The sequence below is a fragment of the Phyllobacterium sp. CCNWLW109 genome, from assembly GCF_037203905.1.
In the GTDB taxonomy this organism is placed as follows: Bacteria; Pseudomonadota; Alphaproteobacteria; order Rhizobiales; family Rhizobiaceae; genus Phyllobacterium; species Phyllobacterium ifriqiyense.
In genome coordinates this window covers 619,995-644,634 of the sequence record NZ_JBBCBK010000003.1, presented here as the reverse complement: position 1 = coordinate 644,634, position 24,640 = coordinate 619,995, and the positions used below count along the sequence as shown (strand labels likewise).

The window sequence follows — 24,640 nt, the reverse complement described above, 5'->3', positions numbered from 1 at the left end:
CCAATAAGCGTGAATTCAGAATTGAACAGGCCGCTGGGGCGAACCGGCAAAGGGCCGAACGTCAGAGCGGGCAATAAAACGGCAGGGTCATGGATACTGCCCTCGACTGTTTTTACGCTCATGCTGGTTGCGTCATCCGTAATTTCCTATACCAGCCATCAAGGCTTCCGGCGGCCTGAAGCAAAACCAGCTATCCCCATTGCCACGCAAGCTCCTACTCCCGAGCCGATTTCACCTACCCTGCCGAAAACAACAATCTCCAACCAGTTGCCAGGCAATATATCCAATGAGGTTGCGGGCGGACCAAAGGTCATTGTCGTTGGTGACCCGGCACGACGCGCCCAAGACCCTCGAACCGCGCATCTGCCAGAACCGGATTTGCTCGAGCAGTCCCCGCAAGGGCCGCTTCCGATCATTGCACCAGACGGGCGTCGTCCGCTTGATGCCTATGCAAGACCGTGGTCAGGCGCGCGCGGTGCGCGTGTGGCGATTATTATCGGCGGTTTGGGCCTGTCTCAGACCGGTTCTCAAAATGCTATCCGTGTCTTGCCGCCCGAAATAACTTTGGCCTTCTCGCCTGAAGGCAATAGCCTGGGCCGTTGGATGCAGGCAGGCCGTCAGGAAGGCCACGAAATATTGTTGCAATTGCCTCTGGAGCCTTTCGACTATCCGCGGGTGAATCCCGGCCGCAATACACTGACCGTGGATGCACAACCCGCCGCCACGATTGAGAACCTGCACAAAACAATGGGACGCATTACCAACTACACGGGCGTCATGAACTATATGGGCGCGCGTTTCACGTCGGAGGCTGCGGCAATGACACCTGTCATGCAGGAGATTACCCGCCGTGGCTTGCTTTATCTGGATGACGGCACCTCGGCCCGCAGCCAAGCAGATGCAATTGCCACACAGCAAGGCACGCCCTACGCTGCCGCAGACTTGTTAATTGATGCAACGCAGGAGCGCGGCGGCATCCTGAAGAAACTGGATGAACTGGAACGCATTGCACGCGCCAAAGGCACCGCGATTGCGACTGGCTCGGCGTTCGATGTAACTGTTGAAGCAGTCGCCGCATGGGCGAATGAAGCCAAGGCGCGTGGCATAGAAATCGTCCCCATATCGGCGCTTGTCCGCGATCCGCAAAAGGGCTAGCACTCCTCGAACGCGCGCACTGGAGCATCCGCATGAGCAAGAACAAAAAGCCTGTCGATCCACAATCCCTGCCCTATCGCCCCTGTGTCGGCATCATGGTGCTCAACAAGGAAGGACTTGTCTGGGCCGGTCATCGTATCGTCATACCCAATGACGAGATGGATGGGCAGACCCAGCTTTGGCAAATGCCGCAAGGCGGCATTGATCCAGGTGAAGCTTCGCAACCGGCAGCGCTGCGCGAGCTCTACGAAGAAACCGGCATGAAGTCCGTATCTTTGCTCGCCGAAGCGCCAAACTGGATCAATTATGATCTGCCACCGCATCTGATGGGTGTTGCTCTTAAGGGCAAATATCGCGGCCAGACACAAAAGTGGTTTGCCTATCGCTTTGAAGGCGACGAAAGCGAGATCGCCATCAACCCGCCGCCCGGCGGACATACCCCCGAATTTGACGAATGGGCATGGAAGCCAATGGCGCAATTGCCTGATTTGATCGTTCCATTTAAGCGCGCCGTCTATGAAGAGGTTGTCGCCGCGTTCAAGCATTTGGCGGCAAACCCAGGCTAAAGACTTTTCCGGTCTAAATAGGAAACCGTTCTTTCTCTCGTATGGCGCGACAATTCACGCGCAAGTGGCGAAGTCGATGTTTATTCATCGTCAGATGCCGCCTGACAAAGTGATTGGCTGCGAGCCGGACAGTACCTATCGCACAACCCAAGGCGAACAGCAGACGCTTCAAGAAACCAATACGGCACTGTGGATTCGCGACATCGTGGCTCGCGAAAAAGCATAATAAAAAAGCGGGCCAATGCCCGCTTCATCATTATAGCTCATGCTGAAATACTCAAGCTGCCTTGATGGCTTCCTGCAATGTTGTCAACTGACCGAGCAGATCTTCCGCACGCGACTTCTCTTCGCGTGTAGTCGCATCCTCGAAGTCTTCCTTGGCGTCCTTGATGCGGTTTTGCAGTTCATCAGCCTTTATATCGGTGACGTGTACCGCCGATTCCGCGAGAAGAATGCAGCCATCTGGCGTTACATCAACGAAGCCGCCGAAAACAACATAGCTGTCGGGCTTTCCATCAGGTGTCTTTACTGTGACGACGCCTGGCTTGATCGTTGCCATCAACGGAGCATGGTGAGCCAGGACGGTCATATAGCCTTCCGTGCCCGGAACAACGACTTCAATGACCTGCTCCGAAAGAAGCAGGCGTTCTGGCGAGACGAGTTCAAACTGGAAGGCTTCAGCCATGATATCCACTCAATTCCTGTGATTTAGAGCGCTTGACGTCTTGATGGATCAAAACTGCACTCTAAGCCTTTGTTCCTACGCAACTCCGGACGCAAAACCGTTTCACATTTTTGCTGGTATTGCTTTAGACCCGATCAGTTCAAGCAACTGCAAAACGCGGGAACAGGTTTCCCAATAGAAATTGCCAAATTAGATAGAAAAGGGCGGGCCGTAGCCCGCCATCATTTCCGAATTAGGCTGCTTCTGCTGCCAGACGCTGTGCCTTTTCGATTGCCTCGTCGATCGAGCCAACCATGTAGAATGCTGCTTCCGGCAGGTGATCATAATCGCCATTGCAAAGGCCTTTGAAGCCCTTGATGGTGTCGGCCAGATCGACCAGCTTGCCCGGCGAACCGGTGAAGATTTCAGCAACGAAGAACGGCTGCGACAGGAAGCGTTCGATCTTGCGGGCGCGTGCCACTGCAATCTTGTCTTCTTCCGAAAGCTCGTCCATGCCGAGAATGGCGATGATGTCCTGAAGCGACTTGTAGCGCTGCAGAATTGACTGCACCTGACGGGCAATCTGGTAGTGTTCTTCACCAACGATCAGCGGATCAAGCATGCGCGATGTCGAGTCGAGCGGATCCACAGCCGGGTAAATACCCTTCTCGGAAATCGCACGGTTCAAGTTTGTCGTCGCATCAAGATGCGCGAAGGATGTCGCAGGCGCCGGATCGGTCAAATCGTCGGCGGGCACGTAAATGGCCTGAACCGAAGTGATCGAACCCTTATGCGTCGTGGTGATGCGTTCCTGCATCTGACCCATGTCGGTTGCCAGCGTTGGCTGATAACCCACAGCAGAAGGAATGCGTCCGAGCAAAGCCGACAATTCCGAACCAGCCTGCGTGAAGCGGAAAATATTGTCCACGAAGAAGAGAACGTCCTGGCCTTCATCGCGGAAATGCTCCGCAACTGTCAGACCGGAGAGAGCAACACGAGCACGTGCCCCTGGTGGCTCATTCATCTGACCGTAAACAAGTGCCGCCTTGGAACCTTCGCCGCCGCCAGCCTTGTTCACGCCGGACTCAATCATTTCGTGATAGAGATCGTTACCTTCGCGGGTACGTTCACCCACACCGGCAAATACCGAGTAACCACCATGCGCCTTGGCGACGTTGTTGATCAATTCCATGATCAAAACGGTCTTGCCCACGCCGGCACCGCCGAACAAACCAATCTTACCACCACGAGCATAAGGCGCGAGAAGATCGATAACCTTGATGCCTGTGACCAGAATCTGAGCTTCTGTTGACTGATCAACATATTCAGGCGCTGGCTGGTGAATAGCGCGGGTCAAAGTTGTCTTGATCGGGCCAGCTTCGTCAACCGGCTCACCGATAACGTTCATGATACGACCAAGCGTTTCAGGTCCAACCGGAACCATGATCGCAGAACCCGTATCATATACGACCTGACCGCGAACCAGACCTTCTGTCGAGTCCATGGCGATCGTGCGAACTGTGTTCTCACCGAGGTGCTGAGCAACTTCCAGAACCAGGCGATTGCCGAGATTGTCGGTTTCCAGCGCGTTGAGGATCTTTGGCAGAACGCCGCCATCAAAGGCAACGTCAACCACAGCGCCGATGACCTGGCTGACACGACCGACAACGCCGGTTGCCTTCAGGGCAGTCTTCGGTGCCGAAGGCGCCTTGGCAGACTTTGCTGCAGGAGCTTTCGGTGCTGCTGCCTTGGCGGCAGGTGCAGCCTTGGCTTCAGCCTTTGGAGCTGCCTTCGCCGCTGCTGGCTTAGCGGCTGCCTTGGGTGCAGCTGCTTTTGCGGCTGCGGGTGTTTTCGGGGTCGCTGCTTTTGCCATCGATCCTTACCTTCGCGATTAGAGCGCTTCCGCGCCCGAAATGATTTCAATCAGTTCTTTGGTGATCTGGGCCTGACGCTGGCGGTTATACGACATTGTCAGCTTGTTGATCATGTCACCGGCGTTGCGGGTTGCGTTGTCCATGGCGGACATACGCGCACCCTGTTCCGATGCCGCGTTTTCAAGGAGAGCGCGGAAAACCTGGACAGAAATATTGCGTGGGATCAGGTCGCCGAGAATGGCAGCCGGATCCGGTTCATATTCATAGACTGCATCGCCCGCGGTTTCCGGTTCGGCATCGCCAATGGCGCTGGCCGGAATCAGCTGCTGTGCAGTTGGAATCTGCGAAATCACAGACTTGAACTCGGAATAGAACAATGTAGCGACATCAAAAGCGCCTTCATTGTAAAGTCCGATGATCTTGTGACCGATCTCGTCAGCATTGGTGAAACCAACCTGCTTCACTTCACGCAGATTAACGTGATCGATGATAAGCTTGCCAAGATCGCGGCGCAGAATGTCCGCGCCCTTCTTGCCAACGGTGATGATTTTCACCGTCTTGCCGTCAGCAAGCAAGCGGCGGGTATGGTCACGGGCCAAACGCGCAATCTGCGAGTTGAAACCGCCGCAAAGTCCGCGTTCCGATGTGCAGACAATCAACAGGTGCACATCGTCCTTGCCGGTTCCACTCATCAGTACCGGGGCATCATCACCATCCACATTGGAAGCAATATTCGCCAAAACCGCAGCCATACGCTGCGAGTAAGGGCGCGCGGCTTCCGCAGCTTCCTGCGCACGACGCAGCTTCGCCGCGGCGACCATCTGCATCGCCTTGGTGATTTTCTGCGTCGCCTTGACCGAGGCGATCCGGTTTCTCAGATCCTTTAACGAAGGCATCCGTTCATCCCGTCAGTGGTTAAGCGAAGGACTTGGCAAAGGCATCAACTGCTGCCTTAAGCTTGCCCTTGGTGTCGTCGCTGATCTGCTTTTCTGATGCGATTGTGCTCAGAACATCCTTATGTTCCGTGCGCAGCCATGTCAGCAGGCCCTGTTCAAACTTGCTGACCTGATTGACAGCAAGCTTGTCGAGATAGCCGTTAACACCGGCGAAAATCACAGCAACCTGTTCTTCCGTCTTGAGCGGCGAGAATTGTGGCTGCTTCAAAAGCTCGGTCAGACGCGCGCCGCGATTAAGCAAGCGCTGTGTCGATGCATCGAGATCGGAACCGAACTGCGCGAAAGCAGCCATTTCACGATACTGCGAAAGCTCGCCCTTGATCGAACCCGCTACCTGCTTCATCGCCTTGATCTGCGCAGCAGAACCAACGCGGGAAACCGACAGACCAACGTTAACAGCTGGACGGATACCCTGATAGAACAGGTTGGTTTCGAGGAAGATCTGACCGTCGGTGATCGAAATCACGTTGGTCGGAATATAGGCCGACACGTCATTAGCCTGCGTTTCGATGACTGGAAGGGCGGTCAGGGAACCTGCGCCATTTTCGTCGTTGAGCTTGGCAGAACGCTCTAGCAAACGGGAATGCAGATAGAAAACGTCGCCTGGATAGGCTTCACGGCCCGGAGGACGACGCAGCAAAAGCGACATCTGGCGGTAAGCAACAGCCTGCTTGGAAAGATCGTCATAGGCGATCAAAGCGTGCATGCCGTTATCACGGAAATATTCACCCATGGCGCAACCGGCAAACGGAGCCAGATACTGCATTGGTGCAGGATCAGAAGCAGTTGCAGCAACGATGATCGAATATTCAAGCGCGCCGCGCTCTTCAAGGATCTTCACAAACTGGGCAACAGTTGAACGCTTCTGGCCGATAGCGACATAAACGCAATACAGCTTCTGGTTCTCGTCGCCCGCATCATGCGCTGGCTTCTGGTTAAGGAATGTGTCGAGAATGATTGCAGTCTTGCCGGTCTGGCGATCGCCGATGACCAATTCGCGCTGTCCACGGCCAACCGGGATCAGAGCATCGATAGCCTTGAGGCCGGTCGACATTGGCTCATGCACCGACTTGCGTGGGATGATACCAGGAGCCTTGACGTCAACGCGTGAACGCTGAGTGGCTTTGATTGGGCCCTTGCCGTCGATTGGATTACCCAGAGCGTCAACAACGCGACCGAGCAATTCCTTGCCGACAGGAACGTCAACGATCGCGCCTGTGCGCTTGACCGTATCACCTTCCTTGATGTCACGGTCGGAACCGAAAATAACGACACCAACATTGTCGCTTTCAAGGTTCAGGGCCATGCCGCGAGTTCCGTCAGGAAACTCCACCATTTCACCGGCCTGAACATTGTCCAGACCGTAAACGCGGGCAATACCGTCACCGACGGACAGAACCTGACCAACCTCGGAGACTTCTGCCTCCTGGCCGAAATTCTTGATTTGATCTTTAAGGATTGCGGAAATTTCCGCGGCGCGGATGTCCATCAGCCGACCTCTTTCAGTGCAAGCTTAAGCGAAGAAAGTTTTGTGCGAAGCGAAGTGTCGATCTGGCGGGACCCCAACTTGACGATGAGACCTCCAAGGATCGACGGATCAATGGTGACATTGATTGTCACGTCCTTGCCGGCGACGCTTTTCAGCGTGGCCTTCAATTCTGTCTGCTGCGCCGCCGTCAAGGCATGCGCGGAAGTAACGTCCGCCGCAACTTCACCGCGATGGGCGGTTGCGATCTGGCGGAATGACTGGATCATGGCAGGCACCGAGAAAAGGCGCCGGTTCTGCGCGACAAGACGCAGGAAATTATTGACGAGACCGCTAATCTTGGCCTTGGTCAGAATGGCGGAGATCGCCTTGACCTGATCGCCTGACGAGAAAACCGGGCTAACGATCAAACGCTTCAGTTCAGGACTGCCATCGATAAGAGCCTCGAACCTGCCGAGATCTTTCTCTACCTGCGCAACGGAGTTTGCCTCCAGTGCGAGATCAAACAATGAACCCGCATAGCGCTGGGCAACACCGGAAATGAGCGACGAAGTTTCTGCCACGAACGACAAGCTCTCTGCGTTTTGGCCAAAAATCGGGCGACCTGAAGGGATTTCGGGTCAAATCTTTGGCATTATTGATTTTTTTAACCTCAGAACATGACCCGAAGGCCATCCCTGACGAGATTTGATTGCCGTCTAGCATAGGAATACCGGACTCGCAACACGGGAATCCGGTAAAATGGCGATCAGAATTGCCTGAACTCTGGATAATCTTGAGTCAACTATTCCACTCTGGCCTTTCTGACTATGCGATAAAGCCGAAAGCAAAGAGCAATGGACCTGCGGCAAGGGCCAGTTCAATAATGACCATTACCCAGTTGTAAATCGTATTGCCACGATCTGACATCATCGAGATCAGGCGACCGAAAAGCGTAATTCCCCAGGATACGCCCAAAGCGATCCACAAAAAGGGCTGTGAGAAAATCAAAGCGGAAAGGCCAAGCCCCAGATAAAAACCGGCAAGAGGTCCGCGAACGGCTGAAAGCGCTTCCGGATGCGCGGGAACAGTTTGGAGGCGCAAAACTTTCAAGGCTATGCGCGGCGCAAAAAACAGGATGATACCGAACGCCACAGTGATGGCCGCTGATAACCAGGCCATCCACTCCCCCTGACTTGCCGGCCAGTAAAATTCCATTTCTTGCACCCTTTTCTAGACAAACAACTCGACCGCTTATAGATCACCGGACGTCCTCACGGACACAAGATGGCGATCTATAGTTTTGTATAGCATCGGATTATCCGAAAACCGGAATTCCACTTTCGGTCCGATGCTCTAACAGCCCCTCTTATAGCGCCGCGCTTAAACTTGTCATGGGGCGGCGAAAATGGTGATTTTCGAACCACGGAGCGGAATGTACTTTTGGGTACATGAGCACCGGAGTGCAGAGCGCCATTTGCAGCCCTCCATGACGGGTTTTATAGGAAACTCTGCGGATCAATATCAACCTGCACCCTAATCGACCCTCTTTCTTTTGGACCGGCACCCAGCATCGCGCGAATAAAGCCCTGAATGTCCGCTTTGCGTGTGCCGTGGATAAGCAACCGGAAGCGATGACGGCCCCGCACCAGCGCCAGCGGCGCTTCTGCGGGACCCAGAACATTGATCTGTTGTGATGTGGGCGCGGCGCGGCGCAGGGCGCGCGCATGCGCCTCTGCCTCCGGCCTTGTGGCTGCGGAGATTATTAATGCCCCCAGCCTGCCAAACGGAGGGAGACCGGAACGCTCACGCTCTTCTATTTCCCGGTCATAAAATGCCTGGGCATCGCCTGAGACAATGGCCCGCATCACCGGATGGTCCGGCTGATAGGTTTGCAACAGGCCGGTACTTTTCTTGCCGGTTCGCCCGGCGCGGCCCGTTACCTGATTAAGCAATTGGAAGGTGCGCTCCGCAGCACGCGGATCGCCATTGGCCAAGCCAAGGTCGGCATCGACCACGCCAACCAGCGTCATATTGGGGAAATTATGCCCCTTGGCGACAAGCTGCGTGCCGATCACAATATCGGCCTCGCCGCGCGCAATGGCATCAAGCTCCAGCCGCAGGCGCTTCACGCCCATCAAATCTGATGACAGCACGATAATCCGTGCATCCGGAAACGTCTTTTCGGCTTCTTCCGCGATACGCTCGACCCCTGGCCCGCAGGCGACAAGATGATCGAACGTCCCACAGGACGGGCAGGCATCAGGCTTGGGTTCATGATGTCCGCATTGATGGCAGACTAGTTGCCCGCGAAACCTGTGTTCGACAAGCCAGCTGGAACAACAGGGGCATTGGAAACGATGGCCGCAAACCCTGCAAAGGGTTAGAGGTGCGTAACCGCGCCTATTGAGAAAGAGCAGCGACTGCTCTTTGCGCTGTAATGTTTGATTGACCGCCTCGACCAGTGCGGGCGACAGAAACCCGCCCGGACGCGGCGGCGATTTTCGCATGTCGATGGCGCGTAGATTAGGCATCGCCGCCTCGGCATAACGCCCGGTCAGGCGTATGCGGGTATATTTGCCCTGCATCGCATTGACCTGACTTTCAATTGACGGTGTTGCCGAGGCAAGAATCACGGGAAAATTGCCGATATGCCCACGCACCACAGCCATGTCCCTGGCATTATAAAACACCCTGTCTTCCTGCTTATAGGCAGAGTCATGCTCTTCATCGACAATGATCAGCCCGAGATCATTGAATGGCAGAAATAGCGCTGACCGCGCCCCGGCAACGACGCGGACCTGTCCTTCCATCACCTGCCGCCAGACACGCTCGCGTGTTTTTGGCGCAAGGTCCGAATGCCACTCCGCAGGCTTGGTCCCGAAACGGTCGTGGAAACGATCGAGGAATTGCTGCGTCAGCGCGATTTCCGGCAAAAGGATCAGCACCTGCTTGCCCTGCTCGATCGCCTTGGCAAGCGCTTCGAAATAGACTTCGGTCTTGCCCGAGCCGGTGACGCCATCAAGCAGAGTGACCGAAAAGTCCTTGCTCGATACTGCTTCCACGAGCCTGTCGGCAGCTTCGGCCTGATCGCTGGAAAGAACCGCTTTGGCATAATTGATATCCGGCGCAGCCACGATGGGACGCGGCGGGATCATCACCTGCTCAAACACGCCAGCCGTATGTAGACCATCGATCACGGTAGCGGAAACACCGGCGGCATGGGCAAGGCCGGTGCGGGTCCACGCCATGCCGTCTTCGGCAAGCTCAAGAACGCGGGCGCGTGCCCCCGTCATCCGCTCCGGCTCCCTGCCCGAAAAGCGCAAGCCCGGCACGTGCGGCTCGGGGTCGAATGCAGCGGGAACTCGCAAGACCATGCGCGCCACCATTCCCGGCGGCGAAATCGTATAATCGGCGGCCCAGCGCATAAAGCGCATCATGCCATCATCAACAGGAGGGCAATCGAAAAGCTCCGAAATTGGCCGCAATTTCTTGGCGGAAATATCATCGGTCACATCACTTGTGACAATGCCAGCGACCTCGCGCGGGCCCAGCGGCACACGTACGATTGATCCCGACTTTACATCCATTCCCTCCGGCACGGCATAGCTATAGGGCCGCTCTGCCGGCATAGGCACGAGCACCGGAACGATTTTTTGCGGGAGGCGCGAATCTTCACTCATATGTGCGTGACCTTGACGCGGCTTTGGTCTAAAGAAAAGCCACTTTCCGGAGATATATCCCATCTCCTCTCCAGACCAGCTGTCATATTAGGAAGGAATGCCCCAATGAAGTTTTTTGTCGATACTGCCGATGTTAAGGATATCCGCGAGCTTAACGACCTAGGACTGGTCGATGGCGTTACGACGAACCCTTCGCTCATTCTCAAATCCGGCCGCAGCATTCTCGAAGTCACCAAGGAAATCTGCAGCATCGTCAAGGGACCTGTCTCTGCAGAAGTTGCTGCCGTGGAATATGAGCAGATGATGAAGGAAGCCGCGGTTCTTGCCAAGATTGCCGACAATATCTGCATCAAGGTTCCGCTGACGCTTGACGGTCTTCGCGCTTGCAAGGCGCTTCGCTCCGACGGTCATCTCGTCAACGTCACCCTGTGCTTCTCCGCCAATCAGGCGCTTCTTGCTGCCAAGGCCGGTGCAAGCTTCATCTCCCCCTTCATTGGCCGTATTGACGATATTGGCATTGACGGCATGGAGCTGATCTCCGAAATCCGCACCATCTATGACAATTACGACTATCCGACTGAAATTCTTGCTGCATCTGTGCGCACCGTCAACCACGTCAAGAGCGCGGCATTGATCGGCGCTGATGTCGTCACAGCACCGCCTGCCACTTTGAAGGCGTTGGTCAAGCACCCGCTGACAGATAAGGGCCTCGAAACATTCCTGGCCGATTGGGCGAAGACAGGCCAATCCATCGCTTAGTTTGATCTGATCTATAAATACAAAAACGCCCGTCTTGTTCAATCAAGGCGGGCGTTTTGTTAGGCAAGAGATTTTCAAATCAAAATTTGGAAAGGTCCTGCGCGACACTCAGGTTCAGTGCCTCGGCCAGTTCACGTGCGGCACGATTATTTGCGTCGCGCGCTGCACGGGTGGCCGCAAAACGCTGCCGTGGCGAATCATAATTCGACGTCACAATTCTCGTTCCCTGACCAACAACCTGCCCGTCTGACGTCCGCTTCAAAACATAAGTGCCGGTCATGCGGATCAAGCCCGCTGTCGGCTGGCCTGATTTATCATTGGTCGCGTTCTGGATAAGGGCCAGAGATAGATTCTTTGAACTCACACCGAGCTGCAGCGAATATGCGGGACTTGCTGGCTGACCAGCACCACCTGCAAACAGGAAGATCAAATGGTTCCGCACCTCCTGCGTAACGCGGTCGCCAGGCTGGTTGATGGAAACACTCGCAAGTTTGGAGCGCATGCTGCCATCGACACCGACGCTGCTGCCAACAGCAGGACCGGCATCAGAATAAAGCGGGCGCACCTGACAGCCACTGGCAACCAGCGCCAATCCTACAACGCATAGGGACAACAAACGCTTGGAGCTAAAGCCCTGCATCCAACGATCAGACAACGACATTGATGATCCTCTGCGGTACAATAATGACTTTCTTCGGCGAATTGCCATTCAACGCTGTCTGCACGAAATCAAGTGCAAGCACGGCCTTTTCGACCGTCAATTGATCCGCATCGCGGGCAATTGTCAAATCCCCGCGCTTCTTTCCGTTGATCTGCACGGGCATGGTGACATCGTTCTCGACAATCAATGCCGGATCGAACTGAGGCCACGGACGGTGCGCAATCAAATCCTGCCCGTCCAACGCTTTCCAGCATTCTTCGGCCAAATGCGGCATCATCGGCGCAATCATCGAAAGCAGCATTTCCGTGGCCTGACGGCAAGCGCCGGTCAACGCAGCATCTGCTTCGCCTGCGGCAATTTTTTGCAAGGGACCAGCCAAAAGATTCACCAGCTCATAGAGACGGGCCACGGCTTTGTTGAAGCCCAGTTTCTCCAGGTCTTCGCCAACCAGCTTGACTGTCCGGTGGGCCACCTTGGAAATCTGCAAGGCGTCACCGTCAGTCGCTGCCACTGGCGCCACACCGTTCAGGCTCTCTGCTGCCTCCGATACCAGCCGCCAAACGCGCTGCACAAAACGGTGCGCGCCTTCTGCTCCCGCTTCTGTCCAGATGACATCGCGTTCGGGCGGTGAATCGGACAGCATGAACCATCGGGCTGTATCAGCACCGTAGGAAGCAATAATATCATCTGGATCGACAACGTTTTTCTTCGACTTCGACATTTTCTCGATCGAGCCGATTTCGACTTCCTCGCCCGTGGCAAGCAAGACCGCGCGGCGCTTGCCATCGATTTCTTCCAGTCTGATTTCAGCCGGAGTAACCCAGCCTTCCTTGCCCTTATAAGTTTCGTGCACGACCATGCCTTGGGTGAACAGACCCTTGAAAGGCTCGCTAATGTCCAGATGACCGGCAACTTTCATCGCCCGCGTAAAGAAGCGCGAATAAAGCAGGTGCAAAATGGCGTGCTCGATGCCGCCAATATATTGATCGACTGGCAGCCAATGATTGGCAATTTTCGGATTGGTCGGTTCATTTTCCCATGGCGCCGTAAAGCGTGCGAAATACCACGATGAGTCGACGAATGTATCCATCGTGTCGGTTTCGCGGCGCGCAGCCTTGCCGCATTTCGGGCAGTTGACATGACGCCATGTTGGATGACGATCCAGCGGATTGCCGGGACGGTCAAATTCCACATCGTCGGGGAGCTTCACCGGCAAGTCAGCTTTTGGCACAGGCACCACACCGCAATCATCGCAATGGATCATGGGGATCGGGCATCCCCAGTAACGCTGGCGGGAAATACCCCAGTCGCGCAGACGGAAATTGACCTTGCGTTCGCCTTGCGGGCGATTGCCGATTGTCTGGTTCTCCAGCTTTTTTGCAACCTCGTCAAAGGCCTCAGCAGGTGTCAACCCATCCAGAAAACGTGAATTGATCATCACGCCATCATCCACATAGGCCGTCTCTGTTACCTGGAAGGTCGCAGCATCCGCATCCTTCGGCATGACAACCGGCACCACCGGCAAACCATATTTATTGGCAAAATCCAGATCGCGCTGATCGCCGGAAGGACAGCCGAAAATCGCGCCCGTGCCATAGTCCATCAGGACGAAATTGGCGACATAGACCGGCAATGTCCAGCTCGCATCCAGCGGATGGACAACGCGCAGGCCCGTATCGAAACCCTTCTTCTCAGCCGTTTCCAGGGCAGCAACGGAGGTTCCCGCACGGCGGCATTCCTCATTGAATTCCGCCAGAGCAGCATTGTGCTCAGCGGCTTTTTTCGCCAGCGGATGATCCGCAGCAATCGCAATGAATGAGGCACCGAACAGCGTATCGGGGCGGGTTGTGTAGACTTCGATCTCGCTAGCTTCGGACGTGGCTGACGTCTCATCCAGCGCCCAGCGGATCAGCATGCCTTCCGATTTGCCGATCCAGTTGCGCTGCATCAGGCGCACCTTGTCCGGCCATTGGTCCAGCCCGTCCAGCGCGCTCAGCAATTCTTCGTTGAAGTCGGTGATCTTGAAAAACCACTGCGTCAGCTCACGTTGCTCAACCAGAGCGCCGGAACGCCAGCCGCGTCCGTCAATGACCTGCTCATTGGCAAGCACCGTCATATCCTCCGGATCCCAATTGACCTTGGAGGATTTGCGCGTCACGAGCCCCTTCTCAACGAAATCGAGGAAAAGCATCTGCTGGCGGTGATAATATTCAACATCGCATGTTGCGAATTCACGCGACCAGTCGAGTGACAGGCCCATGGACTTCAACTGTTTGCGCATCGAATCAATGTTCTGATAGGTCCAGGTTTTCGGGTGAACCTTGTTCTGCATCGCTGCATTTTCCGCAGGCATGCCAAAAGCATCCCAGCCCATCGGGTGCAGGACATTGAAGCCTTTGGCACGTTTGTAGCGCGCTACAACATCGCCCATGGCATAGTTGCGCACGTGACCCATGTGGATACGGCCCGATGGATAGGGAAACATTTCCAGCACGTAATAAGGATCACGCGGATCATCATTGCTGGTTTCAAAGAGCTTGGCGTCGTCCCAAACTTTCTGCCAGTGCTTTTCTGCCACACGCGGGTTGTAACGTTCGGTTGCCATGAACGGGATTCTCTTGCAAAGGATACTGGATTAGGGTGCGTCGAAGTTCAGGTCAGGGTGAGCCGAAAATGGTAGTTTTCGAGAACCGGAACGGAGTGAACTTTTGGTTCATGAGTACCGGAAGCACAGAAAAGTGCCATTTGCAGGCCACCATGGCGTGAATCTCGCACACCCTAGTTGGGCGGACCTTCACCACGTATTAAGTGAACCGTCAACCACTTGAGACTTTCGGGCGGGCGAAAACCGGCTCGAACCATATAAATAGGAACAGAACCTGCCATGTCGACTGCTGTTGATCAACTTTTTGCCGTTCGTGCCGCAATAGGAAAAGCTTCCATTGAAGCCGGGCGCAAGATGGATTCGGTACAGCTGGTAGCGGTATCCAAGACTTTCGGTGCGGACGAAATACGTCCCGTGCTTGATGCAGGTCAGCGCGTCTTCGGAGAAAACCGCGTTCAGGAGGCGCAAGGCAAATGGCCAGCCGTTCGCTCTGAGTTTTCTGGTCTTGAACTCCATCTCATTGGGCCGCTGCAATCCAACAAGTGCGAGGATGCTGTCGCGCTGTTCGATGTCATCGAGACTGTCGACCGTGAGAAGATCGCAGGAGCACTGGCGACTGAAATGAAGAAACAAAACCGCTTTCCCAAACTATATGTTCAGGTCAATACCGGCTCTGAGCCGCAAAAGGCTGGTATCGAGCCCAAGGAAGCGGTGGCTTTTGTGCAGCGGTGCCGCGACGTGCATGGCCTCGCGATTGAGGGACTGATGTGCATCCCCCCCGCTGAAGAAAATCCCGGACCTCATTTTGCCCTGCTGCGTAAAATCGCAGGAGAGGCAAAGGTGGAAAAACTATCCATGGGAATGTCGGGAGATTATGAGGTTGCCATTGGTTTCGGCGCGACTTCCGTGCGCGTTGGCTCGGCAATCTTTGGGGGCCGTCCTTTGCCCGCAAAATAACTGTGCCCACACAAATAATGGCCCGTTGTCGCACATCTGCGACGGAACGCCTTCGTTAGATATCATTTGCTGTATTTACGCAGCAATTTGCATGGTGATAATGAAATCAAATGCCTTCCCCCGGGAAGGTTTCCGGGTGGAGGCCCGTCAGATCAGTTTGGAGGAAATGAATGTCCGAGAAGGTATATCCCGTGCTGGCCAGCGCGAAGAAGAACGCGCTTATCGACAATGATACCTATCTCAGCTGGTACAAGCAGAGCATCAAGGATCCAGAGAAATTCTGGGGCAAGCATGGCAAGCGTATCGACTGGTTCAAGCCTTACACGAAAGTCAAGAATACTTCATTTTCCGGAAAAGTCTCGATCAAATGGTTTGAGGATGGCGTCACCAACGTTGCCTATAATTGTATTGACCGGCACCTGAAAAAGCGCGGCGATCAGGTTGCAATCATCTGGGAAGGCGATAATCCCTATCTCGACAAGAAGATCACATACAACGAACTTTACGATCAGGTTTGCCGGCTCGCCAATGTGATGAAAAAGCACGGCGTCAAGAAGGGCGACCGGGTTACCATCTACATGCCGATGATCCCCGAGGCCTCCTATGCGATGCTGGCCTGCGCGCGTATCGGCGCTGTTCATTCCGTGGTCTTTGGCGGCTTCTCACCTGACGCTCTGGCCGGGCGTATCATCGACTGCGAATCGACATTTGTTATCACCGCCGATGAGGGTATGCGGGGCGGCAAGCCAATCCCGCTCAAAGACAATACGGATAAGGCGATCGACATTGCTGCCAAGCATCACGTTATGGTCAAGAACGTATTGGTGGTCCGCCGCACCGGCGGCAAGACGACTTGGGCGACCAGCCGCGACCTTTGGTATCATGAGGAAATCGCCTCTGTGAAAGGCGAGTGCAAACCGGAAAAGATGAAGGCGGAAGATCCACTTTTCATTCTTTATACGTCAGGCTCGACGGGCAAGCCGAAAGGGGTTCTGCATACCACAGGCGGCTATCTCGTCTATGCGTCCATGACGCATGAATATGTCTTCGATTATCATGAGGGCGATATTTACTGGTGCACCGCCGATGTTGGCTGGGTTACAGGCCATTCCTATATCGTCTATGGCCCGCTTGCCAATGGCGCGACGACACTCATGTTTGAAGGCGTTCCCAACTATCCTTCCGTATCGCGTTTCTGGGAAGTTATCGATAAGCACAAGGTCAATATTTTCTACACGGCCCCAACCGCCTTGCGCGCCTTGATGGGCGCAGGTGATGAGCCGGTCAAGAAGACGTCGCGCAAATCCCTGCGCGTTCTGGGTTCCGTCGGCGAGCCGATCAATCCGGAAGCATGGGAATGGTATTATCAGGTAGTGGGCGAGAAGCGTTCGCCTATTGTCGATACCTGGTGGCAGACCGAGACCGGCGGCATCTTGATTACTCCGCTTCCCGGTGCAACGGCCCTCAAGCCCGGCTCTGCAACACGTCCGTTCTTCGGCGTGCAACCACAATTGGTCGATAATGAAGGCGATGTTGTTGAGGGCGCAGCCGATGGCAATCTGTGCATTACCGATTCATGGCCGGGTCAAATGCGCACCCTTTATGGAGATCACAAACGTTTCATCGAAGCCTATTTCTCCACCTATAAGGGCAAGTACTTTACCGGAGACGGCTGTCGCCGCGACAAGGATGGTTATTACTGGATCACAGGCCGTGTTGATGATGTTCTCAACGTGTCCGGCCACCGCATGGGTACGGCAGAAGTTGAGTCGGCACTGGTCTCGCATGATACGGTGTCGGAAGCGGCAGTTGTTGGCTATCCGCACGATCTGAAGGGCCAAGGCATCTATTGCTATGTGACCTTGATGGCTGGCCTTGAAGGGTCGGATGAATTGCGCAAGGAACTCGTCACCCATGTGCGCAAAGAAATCGGCCCTATCGCTTCGCCGGACAAAATCCAGTTTGCGCCGGGCCTGCCGAAAACACGTTCCGGCAAGATCATGCGCCGTATTCTGCGCAAGATCGCCGAGGATGATTTCGGCTCACTTGGCGATACGTCGACACTCGCCGATCCGGCAGTTGTCGATGATCTGATTGCCAATCGCCAGAACAAGAAGGGCTAGGCTGCAGGAATTATCGTGCGTGGTTCGCCCTTCGACAAGCTCAGGAGGGCGAACCACGCATTGTGCGTTTTGCAGCAATTCGCATACAAATTCCTTGAACCAATCAGCAGCCGATCTGCCGCCTGATCTCGTCAACTTGTTCTTTCGAATGACAGATATTCTCACAGGGAATGCCGTCATCATCAGCATCGGCACGGGCATATCCATCGCACCATATCTGCACGGCCTCCTCGCAGGAGTTGACCTGTTTGCAAGTTGTTCTGGCAGACAGCACCAACCAGGGGGATTGCTGTGGTTTTGCAGTCGTTTGTAAAATCGGGGCTGGGAGCGCGCCGGTCGTAGTTACGACTGAACAAGCGACTCCGATGAACACACAGGCAAAACTCGGCAGGCGCATGAATACCCCAAAAAATGGTTCTCATGCCACGATACAACCAGAAGTAGATTTGTCTATCCTACCTTCTATTTATATAAATCAGCCCGCGTTTGCGGCACGGCTGATATCCCGCGCTTGCGTCTGGATGCCAATGTCTGGTTGATCTGTACGGTCCCGCGTTCGAATGCCAGTGCGCAGCCGGTGAGGTAAAGCAGCCAGAGCCGGGCTTTGGGTGCACCTACTTCGGCAATTGCTTCATCAAAGCGTGCATGCAGCCGGTCAGCCCATATGCGACAGGTTTTGCCATAATGTTCGCGCAGATTTTCCGCATCATGCACTTCGAAACCATGACCTTCAAGGTTCTCGACAGTCATGCCAAGATGATCGAGTTCGCCGCCCGGGAAAATATACTTCACCAGCGCCAGATGCTCTGCACTCTTGCGACCGAAGGCTTTTTTATTGCGCTTCATGCGACGGGTGATCGCGTGGTGCAAATAAAGCCCGCCCGGCTTCAAAAGCCTGTGCACGCTCGAATAATAAGTATCGTAATGCGCGATACCAACCGCTTCGAACATGCCGATAGACGAGATTTTGTCAAAGCGCATTTGCGGGTCCTTTGCCAATTCCTCATAGGATTTGACATGGATCGTAATCTTGTCCTCAAGACCTTCCGCCTTGATCCGTTCCCGCGCCAGCGCCGTCTGCGCCTCCGACAGGGAAACACCTGTGCCGGTAATACCATAATGTTTGGCCGCATAGATCAGCATGGCACCCCAGCCGCAACCAATATCCAAAAGCCGCTCTCCGGGCTTCAGGCGCAGCTTGCGGCAGATCAGTTCGAGCTTATCCGCTTGCGCCTGATCGATAGTGTTGTTCCAGTCCGTGAAATAGGCACAGGTATAGACCATGCGATCATCGAGGAAGAGCTGATAGAATGCGTTCGAGACATCATAGTGATGTGTGATCGCCTCTTTATTCGAGCCACTGACATAGGGATTTTTGCCACCGAGGCCGGATGATCCGCTCTTGCCGCCGCTCAAAAGCAGCGCAGGAATGTCCTTTAACAATTGCCATTTCGGCAATGCCTTGATCTTCTCTTTCAGCTTGCCCTTTGGCCCGCGCTCGACAAGATCGAACAATGTGCCATTCTTTACATCGATCTGACCGGAAACCCACAATTCGACAATGGAACCAATGTTCGGCTTGAGTGCCAGCTGGCGCACGGTCATCGGGTCATTGATCACCAGCACAGGCCCGTCAGCACTATCGCCAATACGGGTGCCATCCCACAGTTCGACCGAAAATTGCGGTTCGATCAGATCAATCACGGTGCGGATAATTCGCGCTGCCCGGTGCTCAGCTGCCATTTCTTGCCTCCAGGCACTGAAACAGTGCTTGCATAAATACGAAACCTGATTTGCTCTAAGCAGGTTTCTGAAAACTGTCCAACGGTTTTGCGGTAAAATCCTCGACAAAGAAGCTTGCAGAAAGCCCATTTGCAATCGAACCGGCGCACACGGATGATTTTTCTCTTGAAATCCGCCAAAAGCCACCCCATTCTCTTTGTGTGTTCAACGAACGTAAAGGAGGTGATCCGATGTCTAGTGATTTCGATATGTGCCACAAGGCGTCTGATGCTACTCTGCGGAGATCATCTCTCCGTTGAAAACAGCAGCCCGGTCGCGACCGGGTATAGGCCCTTAGGCCAGACGGAATTACGGGGCCATCCTTCAAGGGTGGCCCTTTCCTTTTGGGGTTGTTGCGGGCGTTCCTTATAGCGCAGATTTGTTGACATGGGCGGTGAGCCCGACATTGAGCGCCTTCAAAACTGCAAGTGTTGTTTCAAGGGTAGGATTGCCATTTTCGCTCAAGGAACGATAAAGCTGCTCGCGCGCAAGTCCCGTCTCCCTGGATATTCCAGTCATCCCTTTTGCTCGCGCGACGACGCCGAGAGCATGCGCGATATAGGCAGCATCATTTGTGTCCAATGCCTCCGTCATAAAAACAGCAACCGCTTGATCGGAAGTAAGATCTTCTGCCGGATCATAGTCGTAAAGTTTTTCGGCCATTTATTCGCTCCACTCTTCTGCAAGACGCTTCGCCATTTTGATGTCTCATGCCTGAGTACTTTTATCGCCACCACACAATAGAATGACAATCACGTCGCCTCTACGCTGGAAATAAATCCGATATCCCGGCACTTCATGGATGCGCGGTTCACTAACACCTTGGCCTACCGGTGCTACATCACCAAAATGGCCAAAAGAAAGACGGTCGAGTCGAGAGGATATCAATGCGCGTACTCTTGGATTTTTAAGACCCAATCGCCGTTTTCTGAAGGTATCTGTCTGCTTCAACTTCATGGTATTGTATTTTTTAAATTGCATATTGCCAATATAAGATCACTGTAATCGGATACCTGTTTAAACGACACCAACTCGCGATTGCAGAGGAAGTGCTTTGCTTCCGATTTTAATAATGATACCACCTGATTTGCCTGAAAATGGTGCATCTCGCCTTTTAAAAAGGCATTCCCTTTTGAAAGACTGAACAATGTCGGTGGTTACAACTCAAGAAGCCGTGCCGCAGCATGCATGGCGTGATGAAATTGTGGCGATGCTCACCTTGAGTTGGCCCATCATCCTGACCAATGTCGCGCAGGTCGCGATGACCGCCACCGACGTGATGATGCTAGGCTGGCTGGGTCCGCATGCGCTGGCTGCAGGTGCTCTTGGTACAAATCTTTATTACGTGCCGATGATTTTCGGTCTGGGCCTCATGACGGCAACAACGCCAATGATCGCACGCGAGCTTGGGCGTAACCGGTTTACGGTGCGGGAAATCCGTCGCACCGTACGGCAGGGTTTGTGGATCGGCGTCACCATTTCCATACCGATCTGGCTTGTTCTGTGGAACGCAACACCCATTCTTCTGGCAATGGGACAGGATGCCGATTTGGCTCAGGAAGCCGGCACTTATGTTCGGGCGCTGCAATGGGCCGTGCTGCCATTCTATTTCTATATCGTCTTGCGCTCATTCATGGCCGCATTGGAGCGTCCCGGCTGGGCGTTGGTCATCGCCTTCCTGGCCGTTGGTTTTAACGCGGTGGCAAACTATGCCCTAATTTTCGGCCATTTCGGATTTCCCAAGATGGGCATTATCGGTTCAGGAATAGCGACTGCTCTCTCCTCGGTCCTGATGTTTTCCGGCCTTGTGGCCGTTATTTCGCTTGATCGGCGGTTCCGGCGCTATCGGCTTTTTGGTCGCTTTTGGCGCGCCGACTGGCCGCGTTATGCGCAATTGATGCGATTGGGCCTGCCGATTGCTGCGATCCTGAGCTTTGAAGTTACAATCTTCAATGCTGCCGCTTTCCTCATGGGCATTATCGGGCCAAGCTCCCTTGCTGCGCATGCCATCGCCATTCAGATCGCATCCATAAGTTTCATGGTCCCGCTTGGCTTTGGGCAAGCGGCCACCGTGCGGGTCGGCCGTGCCTATGGCGCGCAGGATTCCGACGGAATTAAAAGAGCCGGCTGGGTCGCCTTCACTGCCGGTACAGGTTTCATGGCGCTTACCGCCCTGTTGATGATACTGGCACCTTTACAACTCATCCGCGCCTTCATCGATATTCATAATCCGGCCAATGCCGAAGTGATTGGTTTGGCCATATCATTTCTGGCTCTGGCCGCCCTGTTCCAGATTTTCGATGGCGCGCAGGCGGTTGCCAGCGGCATGTTGCGCGGTCTGCATGATACGACTATTCCGATGGTCTATGCCGCGATTGCCTATTGGGGGATTGGCCTGCCCCTATCCGTAGCCTTTGCCTTCTGGCTAGGCATGCAGGGCGTTGGAATCTGGCTAGGCCTTTTGAGCGGCTTGGCTGCCGCTTCTGTGCTGCTGCTGGGTCGCTGGCTAAGACGAGAGAAGCTCGGGATCGAGATTATCCGCTAGCATCGGACCGAAAACTGGAATCCCGGTTTTCGGGTAATCCGATGCTAAAACAAAAGGATAGATCGCCATCTTGCGCCCGTGAGGGCGCCCGGCGATCTAAAAATCGATTGTCCGGCCTTTGATCTCCCAATCGCCAAATCGGGCGGGGTCCTTACCACCTCGTCCGCCGATTTCGCGGGGCTGATCAGATGCAGCTTTTTCCGCCGCATGCCGCGCTTCAGCTTCCTTTAATGCCCGTTGCGCTGCCGGTGGCAATTGGTCAAAACTTGGACGCGGGCGCTGGTCGTCATTATCGGCCTGCGGCGGCGTGGATGACTGTTCACCAAAATTGGACGGGGTCATGTTATACTCATTCCGAATATACTGATCATTGAAGCTTGCGATGCGAAACCCCATCATATAGGCGGAATAAACGCAATAAAAGGAATAACCTTGACTATCCTGCTGTTACTGGAAGAGAGACTTCTATCATGAACGTAATGCGCACAGGCATGCTCCTCGCCTTCATGACAGCGCTCTTCATGGGCGTAGGGTTTCTCATCGGAGGAACCGGCGGCATGATGATCGCCTTTGTTGTAGCTGCGGTCATGAACCTTTTCAGCTATTGGAATTCCGACAAGATGGTGTTGCGGATGCACCATGCTGTCGAGGTCGATGAGGCGAATGCGCCCGAATATTACGGGATCGTGCGCGATCTTGCAGCCAACGCCAATCTGCCCATGCCAAAGGTTTACCTGATCCAGAATGCGCAGCCCAACGCATTCGCGACCGGGCGCAATCCTGAAAATGCCGCTGTTGCCGCCAGTACCGGTCTTCTGCAAGCCCTGTCCCCGCAGGAAGTCGCAGCGGTCATGGCACATGAACTGGCCCATGTGGAACATCGCGACACACTGATAATGACCATCACGGCTACGCTGGCTGGTGCCATTTCCATGCTTGGCAATTTCGCCATGTTCTTTGGCGGCAACCGCCAGAACAATAATCCTGTCGGGTTTATCGGTATTATTATCGCCATGATTGTTGCGCCCTTTGCTGCAATGATTGTTCAGATGGCCATAAGCCGGACCCGCGAATACGCGGCCGACCGGCGCGGAGCGCAGATTTGCGGCAATCCTCTGTGGCTTGCTTCTGCGCTGAACAAGATCGCGCGTGGCGCAAAACAAATCGTCAATGAGGATGCTGAGCGCAATCCTGCCTCCGCCCCATTGTTCATCATCAATCCCTTGAGTGGTCGCGGCGCGGATAGTCTGTTTTCAACCCATCCGGCCACGGAAAATCGTATTGCAGCGCTGGAAGCCATGGTGCAGGAATTTCGCCAGGCTCAACCGGCGCCGCAGCAGGGACGTCCCGTTCAAGCTCCCGCAGAAGACGAAGTGGAGGACGACCGCCCTTCGCCCTGGGGCCGCAATGGCGGTGGGCGTAAAGGCCCATGGGCATGAGTGTGGAGCACGGTACGAAACGGCCATTCGGTAAAAAGCCAAAAGATTATATCGACGCTGAAGACCGTCCGGGTCTTGCTGCCCGGCAATGCGCGACGCGGCTTCTAGGGGCTGTGATTGAAAAACATACGTCGCTCGACGGGCTGACCGATAATCATAATGGCCATCCGCAATATATGGAGCTTGAAGACCGGGACCGTTCGCTTGTGCGGGCGATTCTCGGTGCTGCCTTGCGTAACCGCGGCACGATCGAGACAGCGATCGGCCAGATGATCGACCGGCCATTGCCTGAAAATGCCGTGGCCTTGAAACATCTGCTCCACGTTGCAGCAGCCCAGATTCTTTATCTGGATATTCCCGATCGCGCTGCCGTCGATCTTGCGGTGACCGCTGCGAATAATGATCCGCGCAATCGCCGTTTTGCCTCAATGGTCAATGCCGTTTTGCGCCGCCTGTCCCGTGAGAAAGATACATTCAAAGCGGGCGCCAGCAATGTGCCAGAATGGTTCGAAGAGACACTTATTTCCGCCTATGGCAAGGATAAGGCGAAAGCCATTCTCGACATCCAGGCGAAGGAGCCTCCCATCGATCTGACGGTCAAGGGTGACCCCGCAGAGTGGGCGGAAAAGCTAGGCGGCATTGCTCTGCCCACAGGCTCGGTGCGGCTTGGTACCGTTGAGGGCTCACTGACTGAACTTCCCGGTTTTACGGATGGCGATTGGTGGGTGCAGGACACCGCAGCCAGCCTTCCCGCCAAGCTCTTTGGCGATATTAAAGGCCAACGCGTTGCTGACCTTTGTGCAGCGCCCGGCGGCAAGACAGCACAATTGGCCCATGCAGGCGCTAATGTTACCGCGCTTGATCTTTCCGCCAACCGGCTGAAGCGTCTGCGCGGCAATCTTGAACGTTTGGGCTTGGTAGCTGAAACCGTTGAAGCCAATCTTTCTGCTTATAATCCCGCAGAACCATTCGACGCCATTCTTCTTGATGCCCCGTGCTCTTCGACAGGCACAGTTCGCAGGCATCCGGATGTGCCTTGGACGAAAACGCCGGAGGATGTGCGCAAGCTTGCCAATCTTCAGGCGAGACTGCTTGATCATGCGGTGACCATTGTTCGTCCGGGCGGGATTGTCGTGTTTTCCAATTGCTCGCTCGACCCGCTTGAGGGTGAAACTGTTTCCCGTGATCTTCTTGCAACGAACCCCGCCATTGAACTCGTGCCCGTAACGAAAGATGAGGTCGGCGGCCTTGCGGAATTGATCTCGGCGGAGGGATTTGTCCGCTCGACGCCAGCGGACCTGAGCAACGAAAATCCCGCCCTTTCCGGCATGGACGGCTTCTTTGCAGCACGTTTTCGCCGAAAATACTAAAATTTTAACTCTTCTGGCCGCATAATTGCTGACTGT

22 protein-coding genes are annotated in these 24,640 nt (G+C 54.7%); 9 read left to right on the top strand and 13 right to left on the bottom strand.

From position 1 onward, the window contains the following. Positions 1–3 precede the first annotated feature (3 nt). The 3 genes from V9K92_RS13660 to V9K92_RS13650 all read left to right on the top strand — a co-directional run bounded on the left by V9K92_RS13660 (position 4) and on the right by V9K92_RS13650 (position 1,947). Positions 4–1,155, top strand: a complete 1,152-nt coding sequence (locus V9K92_RS13660; protein ID WP_435530124.1) for a divergent polysaccharide deacetylase family protein — start codon at positions 4–6, stop codon at positions 1,153–1,155. Between the two features lie 32 nt (positions 1,156–1,187). Then, positions 1,188–1,721, top strand: coding sequence for an RNA pyrophosphohydrolase (locus tag V9K92_RS13655; RefSeq protein WP_336440412.1), 534 nt, complete (start codon positions 1,188–1,190; stop codon positions 1,719–1,721). A 76-nt stretch (positions 1,722–1,797) separates the two neighbouring features. After that, positions 1,798–1,947, top strand: coding sequence for a hypothetical protein (locus V9K92_RS13650; protein WP_337354231.1), 150 nt, complete (start codon positions 1,798–1,800; stop codon positions 1,945–1,947). A 51-nt stretch (positions 1,948–1,998) separates the two neighbouring features. On the opposite strand, the gene V9K92_RS13645 is transcribed toward V9K92_RS13650, so the two are convergent. From V9K92_RS13645 to V9K92_RS13615, 7 genes are all read right to left on the bottom strand, one after another. Continuing rightward, positions 1,999–2,406, bottom strand: coding sequence for a F0F1 ATP synthase subunit epsilon (locus tag V9K92_RS13645; protein WP_115054341.1), 408 nt, complete (start codon positions 2,404–2,406; stop codon positions 1,999–2,001). Between the two features lie 232 nt (positions 2,407–2,638). Further along, on the bottom strand, positions 2,639–4,258 hold the full coding sequence (gene atpD / locus V9K92_RS13640; protein WP_337354230.1) for a F0F1 ATP synthase subunit beta: 1,620 nt from the start codon (positions 4,256–4,258) through the stop codon (positions 2,639–2,641). An 18-nt stretch (positions 4,259–4,276) separates the two neighbouring features. Continuing rightward, positions 4,277–5,155, bottom strand: a complete 879-nt coding sequence (locus V9K92_RS13635; RefSeq protein ID WP_115054343.1) for a F0F1 ATP synthase subunit gamma — start codon at positions 5,153–5,155, stop codon at positions 4,277–4,279. A gap of 19 nt (positions 5,156–5,174) precedes the next feature. Beyond that, a complete protein-coding gene (gene atpA / locus V9K92_RS13630; protein ID WP_115054344.1) occupies positions 5,175–6,704 on the bottom strand; it encodes a F0F1 ATP synthase subunit alpha in 1,530 nt (509 codons plus the stop codon). Next, positions 6,704–7,264, bottom strand: a complete 561-nt coding sequence (locus V9K92_RS13625) for a F0F1 ATP synthase subunit delta (protein ID WP_336440411.1) — start codon at positions 7,262–7,264, stop codon at positions 6,704–6,706. Before V9K92_RS13625 ends, atpA begins: the two co-directional genes overlap by 1 nt. Positions 7,265–7,508: 244 nt before the next feature. After that, on the bottom strand, positions 7,509–7,898 hold the full coding sequence (locus tag V9K92_RS13620; RefSeq protein WP_115054345.1) for an AGROH133_08824 family phage infection protein: 390 nt from the start codon (positions 7,896–7,898) through the stop codon (positions 7,509–7,511). A 281-nt stretch (positions 7,899–8,179) separates the two neighbouring features. Beyond that, the gene (locus tag V9K92_RS13615; RefSeq protein ID WP_337354229.1) at positions 8,180–10,363 is read right to left on the bottom strand and encodes a primosomal protein N'; all 2,184 of its coding nucleotides are present in this window, start codon (positions 10,361–10,363) and stop codon (positions 8,180–8,182) included. A 105-nt stretch (positions 10,364–10,468) separates the two neighbouring features. Between V9K92_RS13615 and fsa the strand changes: the two genes are divergently transcribed. Next, complete coding sequence (gene fsa, locus V9K92_RS13610; RefSeq protein WP_115054346.1) at positions 10,469–11,122, top strand: fructose-6-phosphate aldolase; 654 nt, start codon at positions 10,469–10,471, stop codon at positions 11,120–11,122. A gap of 79 nt (positions 11,123–11,201) precedes the next feature. On the opposite strand, the gene V9K92_RS13605 is transcribed toward fsa, so the two are convergent. Next, entirely contained in the window at positions 11,202–11,783 is a 582-nt protein-coding gene (locus V9K92_RS13605; protein ID WP_336440409.1) for an LPS assembly lipoprotein LptE, read from the bottom strand. Beyond that, positions 11,770–14,388 (bottom strand): leucine--tRNA ligase, encoded by a 2,619-nt coding sequence (gene leuS / locus V9K92_RS13600; protein ID WP_337354228.1) that lies wholly within the window; start codon positions 14,386–14,388, stop codon positions 11,770–11,772. Before leuS ends, V9K92_RS13605 begins: the two co-directional genes overlap by 14 nt. A gap of 279 nt (positions 14,389–14,667) precedes the next feature. Here leuS and V9K92_RS13595 point away from each other — a divergent pair, with 279 nt between their 5' ends. Together V9K92_RS13595 and acs are read left to right on the top strand one after the other, a co-directional pair. Continuing rightward, positions 14,668–15,345 (top strand): YggS family pyridoxal phosphate-dependent enzyme, encoded by a 678-nt coding sequence (locus tag V9K92_RS13595; RefSeq protein WP_337354227.1) that lies wholly within the window; start codon positions 14,668–14,670, stop codon positions 15,343–15,345. A gap of 170 nt (positions 15,346–15,515) precedes the next feature. Then, complete coding sequence (gene acs / locus V9K92_RS13590; protein ID WP_115054350.1) at positions 15,516–17,468, top strand: acetate--CoA ligase; 1,953 nt, start codon at positions 15,516–15,518, stop codon at positions 17,466–17,468. A 462-nt stretch (positions 17,469–17,930) separates the two neighbouring features. Here acs and V9K92_RS13585 read toward each other — a convergent pair whose 3' ends face one another. From V9K92_RS13585 to V9K92_RS13575, 3 genes are all read right to left on the bottom strand, one after another. Then, entirely contained in the window at positions 17,931–19,211 is a 1,281-nt protein-coding gene (locus tag V9K92_RS13585) for a cyclopropane-fatty-acyl-phospholipid synthase family protein (protein ID WP_336440407.1), read from the bottom strand. Between the two features lie 405 nt (positions 19,212–19,616). Beyond that, positions 19,617–19,913: an addiction module antidote protein gene (locus V9K92_RS13580; RefSeq protein ID WP_115054353.1), complete on the bottom strand. Its 297-nt coding sequence runs from the start codon at positions 19,911–19,913 to the stop codon at positions 19,617–19,619. Between the two features lie 45 nt (positions 19,914–19,958). Continuing rightward, entirely contained in the window at positions 19,959–20,207 is a 249-nt protein-coding gene (locus V9K92_RS13575; protein WP_337354226.1) for a type II toxin-antitoxin system RelE/ParE family toxin, read from the bottom strand. 190 nt (positions 20,208–20,397) lie between these two features. Here V9K92_RS13575 and V9K92_RS13570 point away from each other — a divergent pair, with 190 nt between their 5' ends. After that, the gene (locus tag V9K92_RS13570; RefSeq protein ID WP_115054355.1) at positions 20,398–21,795 is read left to right on the top strand and encodes an MATE family efflux transporter; all 1,398 of its coding nucleotides are present in this window, start codon (positions 20,398–20,400) and stop codon (positions 21,793–21,795) included. Between the two features lie 96 nt (positions 21,796–21,891). Here the strand turns inward: V9K92_RS13570 and V9K92_RS13565 are convergent, their stop codons facing one another. After that, positions 21,892–22,137, bottom strand: a complete 246-nt coding sequence (locus tag V9K92_RS13565) for a DUF1674 domain-containing protein (protein ID WP_115054356.1) — start codon at positions 22,135–22,137, stop codon at positions 21,892–21,894. A gap of 128 nt (positions 22,138–22,265) precedes the next feature. Between V9K92_RS13565 and htpX the strand changes: the two genes are divergently transcribed. Then, the gene (htpX, locus tag V9K92_RS13560; RefSeq protein ID WP_115054357.1) at positions 22,266–23,234 is read left to right on the top strand and encodes a zinc metalloprotease HtpX; all 969 of its coding nucleotides are present in this window, start codon (positions 22,266–22,268) and stop codon (positions 23,232–23,234) included. Further along, the gene (locus V9K92_RS13555) at positions 23,231–24,604 is read left to right on the top strand and encodes an RsmB/NOP family class I SAM-dependent RNA methyltransferase (protein ID WP_337354225.1); all 1,374 of its coding nucleotides are present in this window, start codon (positions 23,231–23,233) and stop codon (positions 24,602–24,604) included. The genes htpX and V9K92_RS13555 overlap by 4 nt, the downstream gene beginning before the upstream one ends. Positions 24,605–24,640 lie beyond the last annotated feature (36 nt).